Raw genomic sequence first — 19,514 nt, forward strand, 5'->3', positions numbered from 1 at the left:
TCAGCCCATATGGATCTGTTCGGCATCCACTTTGGTGATTGCCTTCGAAGTAATAACGGTATTTTGCGCATGCAGACGCGCGTAATCGTCAGCCTGCATATCCAGTTGGCCGGCACGTACCTGCTCCGTCTGGCGCGTGGTGCGCAGCAGGTTATGGCTCACCTGGGTGATGGTTTGCCAGATTGACTCGGTGTGTTTTCCCACCATGCGCGAAAGGCTTACCCAGGCGGAAAGCTTGTCGCCGCTGTACTGCATTTCGCTGATATGGCAGTCGCCCTGGCTGGCGCTGATGCGCAGCGCTTCACTGCTGAGGTTGATTTCGCCGCTGCTGCGGATATGCAGATCGCCCGGTACGCTCAGTTCGGCCATTTCCGGGTTGGCGCGATCCAGCACCGCCAGCAGCCACACCTGATTATCCACGCTGGTGATAAGCACCAGATCCCCGGTCTGAGGGGCAATAACGCAGCTGGCGGCACGCCGGCAGTGCCAGCCGCGCCCTTCACTCTCCACGCTCAGGCTGCCGTTGGAAAAGCAGTGGGTCACCACGCCTGCACACTGCAGTGGCGGTGCTGCCGCTTGTAGCAGTTTGTGATTGATATTGTTCATCTTCTCTCCTTAACGGCGGCTCTGATGCTGAAGGCTCCAGGCCTCGGCAGCCAGTAACTCTTCGTCATACTCAAGGATGCCCCGGCGATCGGAAAAATGGGCCCCCTCCTGCTGCGCCCGATGGAACCGGGTGCGGGAAAATGTGGCACTGCGGAAATCAGCCCGACGCAAATCAGCATGGGTGAAATCGCTGTAGGTCAGGTCGCACAGGGCAAAGTTGCTGTCTTCGGCCTTCACCTGCTGCAAAATGCTCTGGAACAGGCGGCTATGGCTAAAATCGGCCTGTTGTAACCTGGCACCGATAAACAACGCCTGATCAAACACACTGCCCTGGCAGCTGGCCCCGGTAAGGTCCGCACTCATAAACAGCGCCTGGCTGGCGTTCACCTTACGGAGTTGAGCTTTTCTCAGCGAAGCGCCTTTGAAATTGCACTGCGTCAGCTGCGCCCCGTTAAAATCGACCTCGTCGAGCTGATTATCGGTAAACTGACAGCCGCTAAAGTGCTGCTGGGCATAGCTTTTTCCGCGCTGATCGCAGTTGAAAAAGACGGCCCGGTCGAATTGACTGTGGCCCAAACGGGTAGTGCGCAAGTCGATATTGAAAAAGGTCGTCAGCAGGCACTGGCACTGCTCCAGTTGCGCCTCATCCAGCGAGCTCTCGAAGAAGGTCGTACGTTCCAGCGTTGACTGGTTGAAGCAGCTGCCGGATAGCGGGCTGCGCATGAATTGGCAAGCGTCGAACCTGCTGCGGGATAAATCGCCGTTGCCAAGCTCACAATGATTAAAGATGCACTGCGCCATTAGCGTGTCGCAGGCGCTGATTGCCGTCATTTCACAGTCGTTAAACACGCTCTGCTGCATGCGGGCGCCGCTCAGCGTCACCCCATTCAACAGACACTCATTAAACACCGTTTCATGTAAATTGGCCGCCTGCAGGTTCGCCCCCAGCAGTGAGACATCCTGAAAAATTCCGCCGGACAGGTCGCATCCTTCCAGCTCGAGACCATCGAGGTTGCAGGCGTTAATCATCTCGCCATTTTTTATTTTCTGCTGTAGCTCTGCCGCGCTCAGCGTCGTCATGACAGCTCCTCATCCCGCTTCGGCAGCGTTTTCACCCGGCTGGTATAGGCGTTGTCCAGCCGCGTCTCCCTATTAATAAAGGATTGTGACAGATCGGCACGGAACAGATTGGCCGCGGTAAAGTCCGCGCCGCCCAGTTGGGTTTTCTGCATCAGTGCGCCCATCAGGTTGGCTCCGGTGAAATTGGCCAGGCGGAAATCAATGCGGATCAACAGGCTCCCGACCAGGTTGGCGCGGGTGAAATTCGCCTTCTGGCAGTCCGCCTCGCTGAGATCGCTGTTCTCCACCTTCGCCAACGTAAAGTTCGCCTGCGTAAGTAAAGCCTGGCGCAGGTTACTTTCTTTCAGCGTTGCTTCGCTAAAGTCCGCGCCGCTTAAGTCACTCTCCATTACGGCTGCGCAGGTCAGCAGGCTGGCCGCTTTAAACTGGGCGTACGGCAGTTTGCTCTCCACCCAGTTACAGCTTTCAAGCCACGCACCGTTGAAGATCGCTGCCTGCAACTCGCACTGTTGGAATACGGTCTTACGCAGTCTGGCCTCGCTGAAGTCGAGCTGCGGCAGCGTCAAATTCATAACGATACACTCCTCCAGTTCGGCACGATGGAAACGGCAATGGCTAACACCGACCTGGCGCAGCAACAGCGTTTTTAGCGTGGCACGGCTGAAGTCACAGTCTTCAAACAGGGCATCATCCAGTTGGGTTTCCGTCAGGTTGGCACCGCTAAAATCGGTCTGTCGGCACTGGGCCAACGCCAGGCTGGCTTTGGTCAGATTGCATTCACGCAGCGAACTGTTGCGCAAATCGGTCCGCGCCAACATCGCCTCGCTAAAATCAGCGCCGTCCAACTGACAGCCGCTGAGATCGACGCTTTCCAGCAACGCCTTACGGAAATTAGCGCCGCGAAAATCCATGCCGGAGAGGTCCGCGCCGGTGAAATCCAACTCGCTAAAGTCTCCTCCGCACGCCATGGTGTTCGAAGCGCGCTGGCGAATAATCCGGGCGATATCCCCCGTCATGCGTTGCGCCGGCGGTTGATGCTGGACCGCCATCAGATACATCTGGTGTAGCGATTCCCGGCTCTGCGCCAATTTCTTCGCCGTCATGCTGTCCGCATGTTGATGCAACATTTCCTGCATACGGTGCATTGATTCCGGGCCACGCGGTCGATTATCCTGTTTAGCATCCTGGCGGGCTTCCACCTCAGCCTGCCGCGCCTCGGCCTGTGCTTTCATCTCCTCAGCCTGGCGCTCCAGTCGTTCGACAAACTCCGGCAGTTCATCCAGCCTCGGCATCTCTGGCAGCGAAATATCCGCCAGAAGCTCGTTAACGTCCCGCCCTTCAGCCTCAAGCCTGGCGCGGTGCTGTTCGCGTATTTTACTTACCCGGTTTTGCATATTGTTTTGCATCGGGCTGTCTGTTTGCTGCATTTCGCTGTCGATCCAGGGACCGATAAGTTCTTCCGGCAACAAATCTTTTTCACGGAAAGCAAACAGCGCCCCCTTCCCCTTATCCAGCCGCTGGGCCAGCACCTTGCGATAGTGATTGGCCGAACGAGTGGTGCCGTTTTTCTCCAGCGCCGGCATCAGTTGCAGCACATCCGCTGCATCATCCTCATTAATGCGGCAACTGCCCTGCCAGATCAGCATCATCTGTTCCCGATGCGGGAAGAACCAGACCGTGGTGGCACGCAGCGCAATCTCTTCAAACAGCGTTTCATCCCCGCGCTGACGGTTGATAAAGCAGCGCGCCTGCCATGGCGGCAGCTTGCCCGACTGCAGCGGCTTTTCCGGATGCATATTCCAGATGCGCCACTCGGCTTCAGGCGGCAACTCGCCCTGCTCCGGCCACCATTGATCCGGGCTGGCGGCATTGAATACACGCCAGTCGGCGTCGCGGGCCAGGCCTGGAAAGTCATTCTTCAGCCAGTTGGCATCATAGGCTTTGCCCATGCGCTTAAAACGACGCGGCCAGGTCATGTCCAACGGCCCAAAGCTTACCGGCTCGGGCTGCTGCCGCTGTGAGGTCATACGCTGGTGTAGCGGTTCGATATTCGGCAGGCGACGATAAGCCACGCCGTTGTGCAGCTCTTCCACGGCGCCAATACCATGAGGGTTCTCTTCGTATCCTGCACCGCCAAAAGCACGGCTCCAGTCGAGACGCATTGACTCAAAATTGCGTGGCGGGGTCGGCTGCGAACCAGACCAGAAACGATCGCCAAAAGCCAACAGGGTCTTGCTGAGGTTCCCCACGTCAATGCGCACTGCGCAGCTATTTTTTTCTTTCTGATGCTGGGTATAAGCATTACCCGTCGCCAGAAATTCAGCTCGGACTTTCGGTATGGCCACATCAATGACGCCGCCGCTGGTTTGCAGTTCTTCCGCCGCCAGTTGCCATAATTCCACTTCCGGACGTAGCTGGGGCGTTAGGCTCATATCCAGCAGTGCCATCACAGAAACGCCGAGATAATTTTTACCCTGCTGGCGGAAAGGTCGATTTAATACGCTCAGACGCAGCGGCTTAATAATCTTCATATAATGCGCCTTTAGGCAGCCAGTTAATGAACGCGCTTAAAAAAGGGGGATAATACATCTGTCTAGGTTTCTATCGCATTAACCCAATGAGTGCAAGATGAGTGTTATAAATGATTATTCCCCAATGTCAGAGAGTAAAAGACAGCCACTGCGCCAGGCGCCCACAGGCCAAGCGCCAGCGGGGCCAACGCTTTTCGGTCTTGAGCCCTTGCTTAAAAAGGCGGAGACTGATAAATCAAAAATTAAGATTATTCCTAATTAGCCGTGTTGATCTGCTATTTTTTTGCATTAACCCAAAGTAGCTTCTATTACTAATAAGCGGAACTCCATTATATTAACAATATAAGGTAGCACCCCATGGATATTGATATACATTTTAAACTGGAAGGCGTGGGGGGGGGGAATAAAAGGATAGGAGCATACATCATTCAGGCTCTGTTTGATAAAGCCATACAGGTTATTTTGAAATACGACGAACTGAATTGAATCGTCAGTGTTATCCCCGCATTAAAACAATACAATAGCCTCAACCTCCTCTGCTCCCCTCTGACAAGCAGCCGCTAATACCCTGCACTCCGTCGGCCGACGATCGACAACGCACAGTAGCAAATTTCAACGCAGATTCATTAGAAGGCTGAAGATAGCGGCTCCCCTTTGGCAAGTTGGCTTGCTCTACCGGTGGAGCCTGAAAAGCTAATGTATTTCCTGGATGAGGCCCTGGTGAGGCACAATAGGAATAGATTGACTGAGCAAGGCTAACCGCTATTTATTACCGCGTATCACGCTATTTTCTAGCCTCGTCACAGTTAATATAAACGCTTGGGCCCCTGACGGGAACGGGTGAAAAACACCCTTGTAATACATTACGAAAAGTGATAGTTAAAGCCGTTAGCAAGCTTCAAATTAATTGCAAAAAGACATTATTATCACAGGGAATTATATCACATCCATGAAAATCAATATTACCGACCAGCCAAATCCGCAAGATGAAGAGTTCGTTATCGACAGCCTTTGGGCTCATAATGAAAAAACCGAACACGTTGATATCCACCCCTTGTTCCTGACCGTGACCGATGACGAAGGTAAAATCGTTGCCGGGCTGGTGGCCAGAACCTGGTGGGGTGGGCTTGAAGTGCAATATCTTTGGGTCAGCGACCAACATCGTAAAAGCGGCTATGGCCGTCAACTGATGCTCCAGGCAGAAGAAGAGGCCAGGAAGCGCGGTTGCCACATGGCCTATGTCGATACCTTCGACTTCCAGGCCCGCGGCTTTTACGAAAAACTGGGCTATCAGCTGTACGGCAACTTGGGCGGCTATGCCAAGAAGCATACGCGCCACTACCTGGCAAAAGAGATTTAATCCGGTTGTCATCGGAGAGGTCAGAATGGATTCGCCCGATAAAAATAATGAATTTTATTTGAAAGGTCTGATTGCCATGATGGAGCACTTACGTGAACCATGGGGCATTAAGGATCTGGCATCCCGTCATATTTACATGAACCATGCCGCCTACCTCTATACCAACACGCCACTCGATTTTGATGTAGCCGGTAAGCTGGACGACGAATTTCCCGCCGACTGGGCCGAATGCGCGGCCGATTTTGTTGAACATGACAAAATGACAGAGGTCTCGCGGGAACGGGTTGCGGTGATAGAAACGCATTATTGGTACGGGAAAGACAGTCTGACCCCGTTTATCAGCGAAAAACTGCCGATCTACAACGATAAAAAAGAAGTGGTTGGGGTGATGTGGAACGCCAAACCGCTCAACACCTTATCTCCGCTGAAATTTATCAATCAACAAAAACCCAGCGTTCTGACCACAGAAACCAATAGCACTATTTTCACCCGTGCCGAACTTGACGTGATATTTTTAATGTTGCAACGGCTGTCGGTGAAAGAGATCGCCAAAATATACAACATCAGCAATAAAACCATAGAAAACAGAATATATAACATCTATCAAAAATCTGACGTCCATACACAGCAGCAGTTTGAAGAATTTTGCAAATATGCGCATCTGGACAATTACATTCCCGATCGCCTGATAGCTAAAGGCATTCAGTTTATTTAATAGCAAGGAATACCTCATCGTGATCAAAATTGAAGACTATCCGTTAACCCGGGTACCTCAGGATAAAAGAGTCTCGTTTTTAAGCGTGGCCATTGTGCATATGGGCATGCTGACCGCGCTGGATCAGTTTATGCTGGGCGCCGTATTGGGCCACTCAATGACGCTGTTCGATGCCTTTACCGCTATTTTCGTCGGCAGCCTGATCTTTGGCGTAGTGACCTACGGCCTCGGGCTGGCGGGGATGCGCGAAGGGATCTCCGGCAGCCTGCTGGCCCGCTGGTGCGGTTTTGGCCGATTGGGTTCGGTGCTGATCGGCGTGGTGGTGGCCGTCAGCCTGCTGGGCTGGTTTGGCATACAGAACGCCATCTTCGCCAAGTCGCTGGATTTCGCGCTGGGCAATAAGCTGGGCTTTGGTCTGGCAGCCGGCCTGTCCGGCACCCTGCTGACCATACTGGTGGCCTTTGGCTTCAAGGCATTACGTATCGCCGCCCGGATTGCGGTACCGATGTTTATTATGCTGGTAGCCTATATCTCTTACATCACCCTCACCGGCCATAATCTGCCGGAAATTATTCAATTAATGCCGCCAGGTGAGCCACTGTCGATCAGTGCCGGCATCACCATCGTGGTCGGTGGCGCCATCGTTGCCAGCTTGATGACCCCCGACCTGACGCGATACTCCAAGAACGGCAAGCACGTGTTTGGCGTGACCCTGCTCACCATTGTCGCCGGGGAGTTCGTGGTGAACGGTCTGGCGCTGCTGATCGCCAAAACGCTCGGCACGGCGGATGTCGTGACCATCATGTCGCAGGTCGCCGGGGGGGCAGGCCTGCTGGTGGTGGTATTCTCTACCTTAAGGGTCAATGACCTCAACCTGTATTCATCTTCACTGGGCATCGTCAATGCGGTTGAAGGCATGACCGGTAAAAGGCTGAAATACACCGCCACCACGCTGGTGATTGGCGTGTTGGGCACAACGCTTTCGGTGCTGGGGATCCTGGATCGGTTCGTCGACTTCCTGACGGTACTGGGCGTGGTGTTCCCGCCGATTATCGGCGTGATGCTGGTGGATTATTACTTGCTGCGGACTCACCGTAAAATTCTGGATGACAGCCGCCGGGAAGGCAAACTGCCCGACCAGACGCCGACCATTGGCTGGGCAGCGATCGTCGCCAGCATTGCCGGCAGCATCGTCGGGTTAGTGACCGAATGGGGCGTGCCGACCATCAACTCATTGCTGGCCGCCAGCCTGTTGTATTGGGTATTCAAGTTGGCGCTGAATCGTTCGCAGAAACCGGCTCCAGCGCAAAGCTGACCCGGCGGCAAGCGACGAAATGCGATTACCACTCTCCTGCAACGGGTGAGCGGTAATACAATGGAATGAGGATTTGGGGGACTAAAAACTGCGGTTTTAAAGCTGAAACCTAATTGGAATTCCCTGGTGTCGGTAGCAAAAACATCCTTTAATACCCAGAGAATGGAAACGCCTCCCTCCCTGAGCTTTTATTATAGAAGTTGTTGGACAATCTCTTGTTAACTGTTTTGACCGTCAAGAAACACTTCAATATGAATGAACAGTAGCTCACAAAAAGCACCGTGGTCAACACAAAAGTAGACACAAAACCCACTTTTGTGTTCACTTTTCTCGGCTAACCGTCTAAGCAATTGATTTATATTTAATTACCTTTCTTTTCCTTTAGGTTCGATAGCATGGAATCATCATTGGGTGTGATACGAGGCCGTTGAACATACGTTTTCAAAGATTAATCAGCCGGTTACCGTCCTTCTTCCGGTGCCAGTTCTGGACAATATCAGCGCGTGCGATATAGTAAACCCGGCCAGAATATTGTAAGGAATGCTTATGAAGACCACTAACGCCCAGCGCAAAAGCAACATCATTAAGAATATTGAATATCTGATGCGCACCCGCGGCGAAACCAAGGCATCCTTCTCTAACCGTACTGGCCTGACACGCACGACTATCTACAAGATCCTCGATGGAAGGGTCAACAACGTGCAGCAAGCTACGGTTAACCGGATTTCAGATTTCTTTGGCGTTTCCTGCGAAGAGATCGAAGACTATGATCTGGAAAAGCTGGAGCTGCTCAATGAAACACTGTCCACCGAAGGCAATAAAAACCCTTCCGCAATTCCTGTTATTCCGCAGTCGCGTTTTTTAGCGGTTGCCAGCAAGAAGATCGGCCAACTGGTCACAGAGTTCCCTTTGACTTATTTCTTCGGCGATGAGTCAAATATGGTAGCAATGCGAATAGAGACCGAAATAAAAGGTTCATTTATCCCAGGCGAGGTCATTATTATAAAACGCCCGCCGGTATTAGTTTGCGATTCGCCTTTATTGTATCACTCGGGAAAATACGGCTTCTTTGTGGTTAACGACAAAGAAGAAAACGGCATGGAGAAAAATCATCAGGATACCGTGCAATTCCTGGGTTATATCATTGGAGAAAGGCTATAAATGGAACCGAATCAAAAGTTCAAGCTATTGGGCTTTACCCGGCATGGCACTCTGGCTGCCAATGTCATGGTATTAGCCACCGGCAAAACCATTACCATGGGGCTCAATGAGCTGGCCGACAGCGACATATCGGAAGATTTGAGCAGACATGAGCTACAGGCACTGTATCGCAAAATCTACGGCAACAACCAGCAGCAAACCGCCTATGAGCTCAGCGATCGCCATGAAAGATCCTGGTACGCCTACCTGATCATTACCGTGGCACTCAGCGTGATTTATATCTTCTCAACCCTGTGCGGCGTCAAACCGATTGAAATTGCTGCATTGAACATCATCACGCCCCCGGCAATATTTATTTACCCACTGACCTTTATCCTGGTGGATATTCTGAACGAATTTTATGGGCTGCGGCTGGCCAGGCGCACCATTATCATTTCGTTTATGGCCAACCTGATTTTTGTGCTGGGCGTTTGGGCAACCACGCTGGTACCGAGCATTCCACAGTGGGAGTTCAGCAAGACTTATGACGGTATCGTCCACAGCATCATGGCGGTGCTGGTGGCCTCATCTGCCGCCTATTTAATCTCCGAGAACGTCAACTCCTACCTGCTGTGCAAAATCAAAGAGCTGACCAACTCTCGCTATCTGTTTGTAAGGGTGATCACCAGCACCGTGGTGGCCTCGGCCATCGACAGCCTGGTGTTCTGTACCCTGGCGTTCTACAACGTTTTGAGCTGGGACATCATCAAAACCATGATCCTGTCGCAGTTCCTGATTAAGGTGGTCTACGCCCTGGTGGGTGTCGGGCCGATATACGCCGCCCGTAGCCTGTTTAACCGTTATATCAATACCGATCTTGCAAGGAGCAATGAATATGCATATCAAAAAACAAGATAAAATCACCCATCTTGGCGCCAACTCCGATTATCCGGACCAGTATGCTCCCGAATTGCTCGAAGCCCTGCCGCGCGCACGCGGCCGCGATTTGATCGGCGTGGATGAACGCAAACTGCCATTTAGCGGCTTCGACCTGTGGACCGCCTTCGAACTTTCCTGGCTCAACGCCAAAGGTAAACCGGTGGTGGGCATTGGTGAATTTACCCTGCCCCATTCGTCCACCAACCTGATCGAGTCCAAATCATTCAAACTGTATCTCAACAGCTTTAACCAGACGCGCTTCGACAGCGTGGAACAGGTCAGCGCCGCGATGCAAAAAGATCTGTCGCACGCCGCAAATGGTCAGGTTGGGGTGAAGCTGTATCCGGGGTTAGACGGTTATTCAGCGCAGATCGACGCCCTACCGGGCATCAATATCGATGGCCTGGATATCGCTGTGGATGACTTTGATTTCAAACCGGAATATCTGATTGGTGCCACCAGCGAACAGGCGGAAATGGTGACGGAGACGCTGTCGTCCAACCTGCTGAAATCCAACTGTCTGGTAACCAATCAGCCGGACTGGGGCAGCGTGGTGATCCACTATCAGGGCCGTAAAATCGATCGCGAGCGCCTGCTGCGCTACCTGATCTCCTTCCGCCAGCATAATGAGTTCCACGAGCAGTGTGTCGAGCGTATTTTCAACGACATCAAACAAAGCTGCCAGCCGGAGAAACTCAGCGTGTTCGCCCGCTATACCCGCCGTGGCGGGCTGGACATCAACCCGTTCCGCAGCGATTTTGAAACGGTGCCGACCCTCGGTCGTTTGATCAGGCAATAACCGTTCATCTTGTCATGCCCCCGCCCGGGGGCATGATTTCCCCCGTCATCTCTTTGTTATTTTTCGCCATTACCGTCGTTAACAACTATCTTCAAAACACCCCTCAGGGAGATTAACGACGCATGCCTGATTTTTCGCGCAGAGAAATACTGCGGTCTGCCGCCATCGGATCGGCTTTTTCACTGTTACCTGCCTCGATCCGCAAAGCCCTGGCAATCCCCGCCAATAACCGCACCGGCACCCTTAACGATGTCGAACACGTGGTGATCCTGATGCAGGAAAATCGCTCTTTCGACCATTACTTCGGCACCTTGCCCGGCGTACGCGGCTTTAGCGATCGCATCACCATTCCTTTGCCCGGCGGCCGTCACGTCTGGCAGCAGCAAGGGGAACATCGGCTGGTGTTGCCCTATCATCTCGACAGCAAGCGTGGCAATGCCCAACGGGTTAGCGGCACGCCGCATTCGTGGGTCGATGAACAATCCGCCTGGGATAACGGCCGCATGAACGCCTGGCCGACCTACAAAACGCCCACCTCGATGGGCTATTACCGTCGGCACGAATTGCCGTTCCAGTTTGCGCTGGCCGAAACCTTCACCCTGTGCGACGCCTATCACTGCTCGATCCACGCCGGGACCAACACCAACCGTCTGTTCCACTGGACCGGCACCAATGGCCCGACGGCGGCCGAGGTCGCGGTGGTGGTCAACGAGTGGGACAGCCCCGGCCCGGCGGAAGTCGGCTACCAGTGGCAGACCTATCCGGAGCGGCTGGAAGCCAGCGGCGTCAGTTGGAAGGTCTATCAGTTTTTACCTGATAACTTCACCGATAATCCGCTGGCGGGATTCCGCCAGTACCGCGCCGCCAGCGTTAAGGTCGGCAACCCGGCACAGCCGCCAAAAGACTTCACCGCCTTTGTTCCCTATCGCGATGAATTGAACGTTGAAGCCCCGCTGTACAAGGGCAACGGCAATACGCTGCCGGCAGCCGACGGCAACGACCTGGATGCGATGCTGACCGGCTTTCGTAACGACGTACAGCAGGGCAAGCTGCCGCAGGTAAGCTGGATTATCGCCCCGGCGGCCTACTCGGAACACCCCGGGCCTTCCAGCCCGGTGCAGGGAGGCTGGTTTACCCAGGAAATCCTCAATGCGCTGACGGATAACCCAGAGGTGTGGAGCAAGACCGTGCTGCTGGTCAATTACGACGAAAACGACGGCTTCTTCGACCATATGCCTTCGCCATCGGCCCCGTCACTGCGCGAAGACGGCACTTTCGCCGGCAAATCGACGGTGCCGTTCGACAGCGAAATCTTCCAGCACGTGGCCCCACCCGGCTCTCAGGAGCAACCCCCACCGGACGGCCGCATTTACGGCCCGGGACCGCGGGTACCGATGTTGGTGCTATCCCCCTGGAGCCGCGGCGGCTGGGTCAATTCACAGGTATTCGACCACACCTCGGTACTGCAATTTCTGGAAAAACGCTTCCAGGTGCATGAACCGAACATCAGCGCCTGGCGACGGGCGGTCTGTGGCGACCTCACTTCGGCCTTCAACTTTGTCGACCCTAATGAGGAAACCTTGCCTCGTCTACCCACCACCAGCCGCCACGCCGCCGATAACCTGCGCCAACGACAGGAACAGTTACCGCAGGTGCCCTTGCCGCCGGTGGACAGGCAACAGTTACCGCATCAGTCGCGACTGGCACGCCCATCGCGTGCTCTGCCTTACCGGTTGCACGTTGAGGCCAACAGCAACCCCGAGCAAAAAATGCTGACGCTCAACCTGTACAACACCGGCGAACAGGGTGCGGTCTTTCATGTGTACGACCTGCTGAGTCTGGAGCAGATCCCACGGCGCTATACCGTCGAAGCCGGTAAAGCAGTCAGTGATAACTGGCTAACGGCGGATCGCTACCACCTATGGTTGCTAGGCCCCAACGGTTTCCATCGTGAGCTGGGTGGCAGCGTTCTGCAGCCGCAGCCGGAAGTACAACTCACCCCGCAGGGCGACCATTTATCGCTAACGCTAACCAACTCGGGCAGCCAGGCAACAACGGTGACCATCACCCGCTGCCCTTATACGCAAAAAGGCCCATGGCAGATTGAACTGCCGGCGGGTGGCCGCCATCAGCAGGCCTTTGCTACCAAATCCAGCGGTGGCTGGTACGATCTTTCACTGCAGGACTCACAGGGTTGGCAACGCCGGCTGGCAGGCCGGCTGGAGAACGGCAACCACAGCGTCAGCGATCCGTTAATGGGTAAGATCTGAGATATCCGTGCAGGGTGTTCAAAGGGAGAATGCCCTGTGACGGGGCATCCTTTTAGCGGCAGTACAAGCGGAACAGGCGCGCCAGATGTGCGCCCATCGGCGTCAGCGTGGTGTCTTTACGCTGGATCAGATAAAACGTCGCCTTGGGCAGGCTCTCCTCCAGCGCCAGCGGCACCAGATGCTTCCCCAGTATCGGATCGGAGATCACATCCACCGACAAAATGCTGACAAAATCGCTTTGCGCCACCAGGCTGGTGCAGGCCATAAAAGTCTCGCAGGTGACGCTGATAGACGGCGCCATTCCCAGATCCCCGAACAAGTCGTGCAGTAGCCGGTAGTAGCTGCCCTTTGGCGTCGGCATGGTCCAGTCACAGTGCTGCAGTTGCCTGAGTGACGTCGCCCCCTCCATCGGATGCCCCTTGCGCACCACCACCTTGTACTCTTTTTCCATCAACCGTTCGTACTGCAACTCATTGTCCAGGCTGCTGGGGTAATAAGTGTTGACCGTGAAATCCAGTTCACCCTGGCGAAGTTCCGGGATCATCGACACCAGTTGCCCTTCGACAATCCGCACTTTGACCTTTGGATATTCACGGTGGAACTGATTGATCACCTGCGGCATCACGGTGCGCGCAATGCTGCCACCGACGCCGATATTCACTGAGCCGCCCGCCAGCCCCAGCCGTTGCTGGATATCCTCCTGCGCCACCCGCAGCTCTTCGAGGATCAGGCTGGCATGCTGGAAAAAGTTATCGCCGCAGTCGGTCAGCACCACGCCCTGGCTACGGCGGATAAACAGCTTGGCCCCCAGCACCGTTTCCAGTTCCTGAATCGACTTGGTCAGCGCCGGCTGCGAAAGCTGTGAAGTCCGGCTGGCGGCACGGATACTGCCCTGACGGCTGACTTCTACAAACGCACGTAATTGGTGCAATTTTATTGAGGCTGGCATAGGCGAATGGTGATAACCGTTGTTTATCAATAGCAAGATATTGGCATCTTATTTAGCCCGATTCCATTGTGTACATTCGAAAAAAACATAATAAATAACCAAATTCTTATTTCGCTTAATTAAACGCATTTTCTGCGCCAATAAGCGCATTTCACGGCAGTTAGTCACTAAATACGTCTTTTTCATTAAACAGTTCCACCGTCTGAGTTCAGTTCAGCGCACCACTGCTGCCCGGCGTTTGCCTGGGCGCGATAACCAATGAGATCTTCCAATGAATAATCCGCTTTCGATGTTGGTGTCAGATTTATCCCCGCAACTGCAGGCCTGGCGTCGCGACTTTCACCGCTATGCCGAATCCGGCTGGTTTGAGTTCCGCACCGCTACGCTGGTGGCGGAAGAACTGGATCGGCTGGGCTACCGCCTGCAGCTGGGCCGCGAAGTCATTAATGCCGATGCCCGCATGGGGTTGCCTTCCGCCGAAGCTCTGCAGCAACAGGAGCAGCGTGCCCGCGAGCAGGGGGCACTGGAGAAGTGGTTACCGCACTTTTCCGGCGGCTTCGCCGGTATTGTCGCCACGCTGGACACCGGCCGCCCCGGCCCGGTGATCGCCTATCGCGTTGACATGGATGCGCTCGATCTCAACGAAAAACTGCAGCCGGATCACCTGCCGTTCCGTGAAGGCTTCGCCTCCTGCAACAGCGGCATGATGCATGCATGCGGTCATGATGGCCACACCACCATTGGGCTGGGGTTGGCACGGGTGTTCAAGAGCCTGGAAGCGCAGCTGAGCGGCACTATCAAACTGATTTTCCAGCCGGCAGAAGAAGGCACCCGTGGCGCAAAATCCATGGTGGAAGCGGGCGTGGTGGACGACGTTGATTTCTTCACCGCCGTACACATCGGCACCGGCGTACCGGCCGGGGAACTGGTATGCGGTAGCGACAGCTTTATGGCCACCAGCAAGCTGGACGTCACCTACCGTGGCGTAGCCTCTCACGCCGGTGCCAAACCGGAAGACGGTCGCAACGCCCTGCTGGCGGCGGCGCAGGCCACTGTGGGGCTGTACGCCATCCCACGCCACAGCGAGGGCAGCTCACGCATCAACGTCGGCGTGCTGCAAGGCGGAACCGGCCGCAACGTGATTGCCGATCGGGCGTTTATGAAGGTGGAAACCCGCGGGGCCACCAACGCCATCAACGAATTTGTTTACCAGCAGGCGCTGAACGTGATCGAAGGCGCGGCCAAAATGCACGGCGTGGAATACGACATCGCCCTGATGGGTGCAGCGCAGAGCAGTAAACCGACCCAGCCCTGGGTGGACTACATTCACCGCCAGGCGCAGGAGATAGCCGAACTGAGCTCGGTCGTCGATCGCCGCGAGCAGGCCGCCGGTTCCGAAGACGCCACTTATATGATGGAACGGGTGAAATCCCACGGCGGGCAGGCCTCTTACGTAATTTTCGGTACCGAACTGAGCGCCGGGCACCACAACGAAAAGTTCGATTTTAACGAACAGGTGATGGCGGTGGCGGTGAAAACGCTGGCGTCGCTGGCACTGAACCTGCCGACTTTTGGGAGCAAAGCATGAGTAACCCGCAACTGCTTACGTTTATCAATCAGTACATTGACCAACACCAGCCGCAGTTCAGCGCACTGAGCGACAGCATCTGGGATCACCCGGAGACGCGCTTTACCGAAACCTATTCCGCCAATCTGCTGGCCGACGCGCTGGAGCAGGAAGGTTTTCGGCTTGAACGCGGCGTCGGCGGCATTGAAACCGCATTTATCGCCAGCTATGGCAGCGGCCAGCCGGTGATCGCCCTGCTGGGCGAGTACGACGCCCTTGCCGGATTAAGCCAACGGTCAGGCTGTGCCACGCCGCAACCGCTGGTCGAAAACGGCAACGGCCACGGCTGCGGCCACAACCTGTTGGGCACCGCCGCGCTGGCAGGGGCATTCGCGGTCAAAGCCTGGATGCAGCAACAGCACCTGACCGGCACCGTGCGTTTCTACGGCTGCCCTGGCGAAGAGGGCGGTTCCGGCAAAACCTTTATGGTACGTGAAGGCCTGTTCGATGACGTCGACGCTGCCCTCACCTGGCACCCGGAAGGCTTCAGCGGCATGTTCAATACCAGCACCCTGGCCAATATTCAGGCAGCGTTTCAGTTCAAAGGGGTCGCCGCGCACGCCGCCAACTCACCCCACCTTGGCCGCAGCGCGCTGGATGCGGTAACGCTGATGAACACCGGTGCCAACTTCCTGCGTGAGCACATCGTGCAGGAAGCGCGATTGCACTATGCCGTCACCAATACCGGTGGCAGTTCACCCAATGTGGTGCAAGCCGATGCCGAGGTGCTGTATCTGATCCGCGCGCCGCAGCTCGATCAGGCGCAGGATATTTACCAGCGGGTGATCAACATCGCCAAGGGTGCAGCGCTAATGACCGATACCCAAATGACGGTACGTTTTGACAAGGCCTGTTCCAACTATGTGCCAAACCGCAGCATGGAGCAGGTGATGTATCGCCACGTCTGTGGCTTCGGCCTGCCGGAATACAGCGAGGAGGAGCGCAGCTTCGCCACCGAGATCCGCCAAACGCTCAACAAAGACGAGCTGCGTAATGCCAGGTTGAATGTCGCCCGCACCGGCGGCGCGGCTGGCCGCGAGTGGGTTCAGAATTTGGGCGACAAGGTGTTGATGGACCAGGTCGCCCCTTATGTGGCATCGGAAGACCTGCTGTACGGCTCTACCGACGTCGGCGATGTCAGTTGGGTCGCGCCGACCGCCCAGTGCTTCAGCCCCTGCTTTGCGTTCGGTACGCCGCTGCATACCTGGCAACTGGTGGCACAGGGTCGCACTTCGATCGCCCACAAAGGCATGTGCCTGGCCGGCAAGGTGATGGCGGCCACCGCCGTCGAACTGCTGAGCGACAGCGCTCTGCTGGCGGAGTGCCGCCGCGAGTTCGAACGCCAGCGGGCCGAACAGCCTTATAGCTGCCCGATCCCTAAAGACATCAGGCCTTCACCGTTAAAGTAACCACCAGGCTGCCAAGGCCCGCAATAGCGGGCCAGTAATAATAATTATAATTAAATCAAATAATAAAAAATAAACACAACAGGACAAACACAGAGGGTAAGACAATGAGTGAGGTCACAACTTCAGCCAATAAAAGCCCCGGTCGCGTTTTTTACTGGGTAGAGCGCATCGGGAATAAAATCCCCAATCCATTTTTGCTGTTCGTCTATTTAATCGTTGTTTTAATGCTGGCTACCGCGCTGTTCTCCTGGCTGGACGTAGCGGTGAAGAACCCGGCCACCGGCGAGTTGATCAAGGTAAATAACCTGATGAGCGTAGCGGGCATGCAGTGGATTTTCCCGAACATCATTCATAACTTCAGCAGCTTTGCGCCGCTGGGTGCAATTTTGGCGCTGGTGATCGGTGCCGGGCTGGCCGAAAAGGTCGGGCTGCTACAGGCGCTGATGTATAAAATGGCGTCACGCGTTAGCGCCCGCTATGCCAGCTATCTGGTGCTGTTTATCGCCTTTTTCAGCCATATCTCTTCTGACGCCGCGCTGGTGGTGATGCCGCCGCTCGGCGCGCTGATGTTTCTGGCGGTGGGCCGCCACCCAGTGGCCGGGCTGCTGGCCGCCATTGCCGGGGTTGCCTCCGGCTTTACCGCCAACCTGTTGATCGTCACCACCGACGTACTGCTCTCCGGCATCAGTACCGAGGCCACCAAGGCGGTGGACGCCGCCGTTCACGTCAGCGTGATCGACAACTGGTACTTTATGGCCACCTCGGTCGTGGTGCTGACCTTCGCCGGGGCGCTGTTGACCGATAAATTTATCGAACCGCGCCTGCCCAAATGGCAGGGCTGCGCCGAGGACAAAATTGAGACGCTAACCCCACTACAGAACCGTGGGTTGATGATGAGCGGCATTGCCGCGCTGGTGTTTATCGCGATTATCGCCGCCCTGGTGGTACCCGAAGCGGCCCCGCTGCGCGATCCGAAAACAGGCTCGGTGATCCCATCGCCGTTTATTAAAGGCATTGTGCCGATCATCATCCTGTTCTTCTTCACCGTTGGCATTACCTATGGCGTGGTCACCAAACAGATCAAACGGCCGGACAATATTCCCAACCACCTGATAGAGCCGATGAAAAGCATGGCCGGCTTTATCGTGATGGTGTTCCCGCTGTCGCAGTTCGTGGCGTTCTTTAACTGGAGCAACATGGGCAAGTTTATGGCCATCGGCCTGACCGATATGCTGGAGGCCGCCGGTATGAGCGGCGCTCCGGCATTTCTCGGGCTGATGTTCCTCTCGGCCTTCCTGTGCATGTTTATCGCCAGTGGCTCTGCCATCTGGTCGATTCTGGCGCCGATCTTTGTACCGATGTTTATGCTGCTGGGCTTTCATCCGGCGTTCGCCCAGATGATTTTCCGCATCGCCGACTCCTCGGTGCTGCCACTGGCACCGATGTCCCCCTTCCTGCCGTTGTTCCTCGGCTTCCTGCAGCGCTACCGCAAAGACGCCCAGCTCGGCACCTACTATGTGCTGATCCTGCCGTATCCGCTGGTGTTCTTTGCCGTGTGGATTTTACTGTTGCTGGCGTGGTACGCACTCGGCTTGCCGATTGGCCCGGGCGTCTATCCTAAGATGGGGTAAAGATTACCGGCCTCTTGATATCGGGAGGCCGGAAGCATTCAACTCATCAGAAACGATAGCCAACGCCGATGTTGAAGCCATTGATAGAACGGTTTTTATTACCGGCATCCAGGCTGGAGCCTTCATAACCGATATCTACCGCCAAATTTTCCATTGGGTTAACCTGGAAACCGACGCCGTACATAAAGGAGGTTTTCTTCTGGTTACCGCTCTCTTCACCCATATATTCGTAAGTGTTGTATGCGTAATTACTCCAGGATGACTTGTAATCCACCTTGTTATAATTCAAACCCAGCAGCCCGTAAACGCTGACAAATTGATTAAAACGGTATGCCGGACCAACGGACAGTGAGTAATATTTAACTTCGGCATGATTATTAACCTTGTCGCGATAGACATTGTAAGACTCGTCCTTGTCACCGCTCATATAGGTAAATGAGCTGATAACGCTGACAGGCGAATCCCACTCGTAGCGGTACTTAATGTTCACCCCATTGATATTCTTGAAGTCCTGTACCTTGCTCTGCGCATAACCGGCAGTGATAGTGCTTTGCCCGGCCTGGGCCGCCGTGCCGAAACCCAAAGAGGAAACAATCAGAGTGGCGATGATTAACTTTTTCATAAAATCTTCCTTAATAGTAAGTGGAACAACTGAGGTACAAAAATAGCTATCCATACCGTATTGACGGCATGAATTAATGATTGTGAATTATTCATATTCAATGAATAGTTAAGATTAGAGTGTAGCAAATCCGGCGTTATTATTAATTAGTTGAGCCGGTAATTTGCGAGCTGTTTCGCGTCAATAGTAATTTCTTACACCATAAATCATGACATACTCCAAGGGAGATGTTCGGTCAAAAAAATCAAAACCCTCTTAACTAAATAATGTTGAGATCTATTACTTTTCGTTCTTTCGTTGCATTTTTGACAAGATCCAAATTCCTATACCTGCAGGTACCCCTGCCGCAAACCCAACTTTCAATGAGTATAAGAAGTCATCTCTAAAACTAAATAAGAAAACCCCACGTTCATAGTAAACCAACAACGCAGAACCAAGACAAGCAAGGAGAGCAATGATTATCATAATAAAAATAGAGTAACCAATTAAAACAAAAATCAGCTTATAACCCATCTGTTTAT

The 19,514-nt window shown here is 54.4% G+C and carries 17 protein-coding genes; 11 read left to right on the top strand and 6 right to left on the bottom strand.

Going from position 1 to position 19,514, the window contains the following annotated elements:
- The 3 genes from OCH02_RS11640 to OCH02_RS11650 are packed head-to-tail and all read right to left on the bottom strand — an operon-like array spanning window position 1 to window position 4,217.
- Complete coding sequence (locus OCH02_RS11640) at window positions 1–606, bottom strand: DUF3540 domain-containing protein (protein WP_261431393.1); 606 nt, start codon at window positions 604–606, stop codon at window positions 1–3.
- 9 nt (window positions 607–615) lie between these two features.
- Window positions 616–1,686, bottom strand: coding sequence for a pentapeptide repeat-containing protein (locus OCH02_RS11645; RefSeq protein WP_261431394.1), 1,071 nt, complete (start codon window positions 1,684–1,686; stop codon window positions 616–618).
- Entirely contained in the window at window positions 1,683–4,217 is a 2,535-nt protein-coding gene (locus OCH02_RS11650) for a DUF2169 domain-containing protein (protein WP_261431395.1), read from the bottom strand. Before OCH02_RS11650 ends, OCH02_RS11645 begins: the two co-directional genes overlap by 4 nt.
- 357 nt (window positions 4,218–4,574) lie before the next feature.
- On the opposite strand from OCH02_RS11650, the gene OCH02_RS11655 reads away from it, so the two are divergent.
- The 8 genes from OCH02_RS11655 to OCH02_RS11690 all read left to right on the top strand — a co-directional run bounded on the left by OCH02_RS11655 (window position 4,575) and on the right by OCH02_RS11690 (window position 12,755).
- Complete coding sequence (locus OCH02_RS11655) at window positions 4,575–4,703, top strand: hypothetical protein (RefSeq protein WP_261431397.1); 129 nt, start codon at window positions 4,575–4,577, stop codon at window positions 4,701–4,703.
- Between the two features lie 463 nt (window positions 4,704–5,166).
- Window positions 5,167–5,577 (top strand): GNAT family N-acetyltransferase, encoded by a 411-nt coding sequence (locus OCH02_RS11660; protein WP_261092618.1) that lies wholly within the window; start codon window positions 5,167–5,169, stop codon window positions 5,575–5,577.
- A 25-nt stretch (window positions 5,578–5,602) separates the two neighbouring features.
- Complete coding sequence (locus OCH02_RS11665) at window positions 5,603–6,292, top strand: helix-turn-helix transcriptional regulator (RefSeq protein ID WP_261431398.1); 690 nt, start codon at window positions 5,603–5,605, stop codon at window positions 6,290–6,292.
- A gap of 19 nt (window positions 6,293–6,311) precedes the next feature.
- Window positions 6,312–7,607, top strand: coding sequence for a cytosine permease (locus OCH02_RS11670; RefSeq protein ID WP_012146893.1), 1,296 nt, complete (start codon window positions 6,312–6,314; stop codon window positions 7,605–7,607).
- A gap of 546 nt (window positions 7,608–8,153) precedes the next feature.
- Window positions 8,154–8,768: a helix-turn-helix domain-containing protein gene (locus OCH02_RS11675; protein ID WP_261431399.1), complete on the top strand. Its 615-nt coding sequence runs from the start codon at window positions 8,154–8,156 to the stop codon at window positions 8,766–8,768.
- Entirely contained in the window at window positions 8,769–9,665 is an 897-nt protein-coding gene (locus OCH02_RS11680) for a queuosine precursor transporter (protein WP_261431401.1), read from the top strand.
- Window positions 9,643–10,485: an NADPH-dependent 7-cyano-7-deazaguanine reductase QueF gene (gene queF / locus OCH02_RS11685; RefSeq protein ID WP_261431402.1), complete on the top strand. Its 843-nt coding sequence runs from the start codon at window positions 9,643–9,645 to the stop codon at window positions 10,483–10,485. Before OCH02_RS11680 ends, queF begins: the two co-directional genes overlap by 23 nt.
- 122 nt (window positions 10,486–10,607) lie before the next feature.
- Window positions 10,608–12,755, top strand: a complete 2,148-nt coding sequence (locus tag OCH02_RS11690; RefSeq protein ID WP_261431403.1) for a phosphocholine-specific phospholipase C — start codon at window positions 10,608–10,610, stop codon at window positions 12,753–12,755.
- A gap of 52 nt (window positions 12,756–12,807) precedes the next feature.
- Here OCH02_RS11690 and OCH02_RS11695 read toward each other — a convergent pair whose 3' ends face one another.
- Complete coding sequence (locus OCH02_RS11695) at window positions 12,808–13,704, bottom strand: LysR family transcriptional regulator (RefSeq protein ID WP_012146898.1); 897 nt, start codon at window positions 13,702–13,704, stop codon at window positions 12,808–12,810.
- A 271-nt stretch (window positions 13,705–13,975) separates the two neighbouring features.
- Here OCH02_RS11695 and OCH02_RS11700 point away from each other — a divergent pair, with 271 nt between their 5' ends.
- The 3 genes from OCH02_RS11700 (at window position 13,976) to abgT (ending at window position 18,371) form a co-directional block, all read left to right on the top strand.
- Window positions 13,976–15,292 (top strand): M20 family metallo-hydrolase, encoded by a 1,317-nt coding sequence (locus OCH02_RS11700; protein ID WP_261431404.1) that lies wholly within the window; start codon window positions 13,976–13,978, stop codon window positions 15,290–15,292.
- A complete protein-coding gene (locus OCH02_RS11705) occupies window positions 15,289–16,740 on the top strand; it encodes a M20 family metallopeptidase (protein ID WP_261431405.1) in 1,452 nt (483 codons plus the stop codon). The genes OCH02_RS11700 and OCH02_RS11705 overlap by 4 nt, the downstream gene beginning before the upstream one ends.
- Window positions 16,741–16,844: 104 nt before the next feature.
- The gene (gene abgT, locus OCH02_RS11710; protein WP_261431406.1) at window positions 16,845–18,371 is read left to right on the top strand and encodes a p-aminobenzoyl-glutamate transporter; all 1,527 of its coding nucleotides are present in this window, start codon (window positions 16,845–16,847) and stop codon (window positions 18,369–18,371) included.
- A 46-nt stretch (window positions 18,372–18,417) separates the two neighbouring features.
- Here the strand turns inward: abgT and OCH02_RS11715 are convergent, their stop codons facing one another.
- Both OCH02_RS11715 and OCH02_RS11720 read right to left on the bottom strand, forming a co-directional pair.
- Complete coding sequence (locus OCH02_RS11715) at window positions 18,418–18,993, bottom strand: Ail/Lom family outer membrane beta-barrel protein (protein WP_261431407.1); 576 nt, start codon at window positions 18,991–18,993, stop codon at window positions 18,418–18,420.
- 279 nt (window positions 18,994–19,272) lie between these two features.
- Window positions 19,273–19,506: a hypothetical protein gene (locus OCH02_RS11720; RefSeq protein ID WP_261431408.1), complete on the bottom strand. Its 234-nt coding sequence runs from the start codon at window positions 19,504–19,506 to the stop codon at window positions 19,273–19,275.
- Window positions 19,507–19,514 lie beyond the last annotated feature (8 nt).

Origin of the sequence: Serratia quinivorans (genome assembly GCF_946227985.1) — a bacterium.
GTDB lineage: Bacteria > Pseudomonadota > Gammaproteobacteria > Enterobacterales > Enterobacteriaceae > Serratia > Serratia quinivorans_A.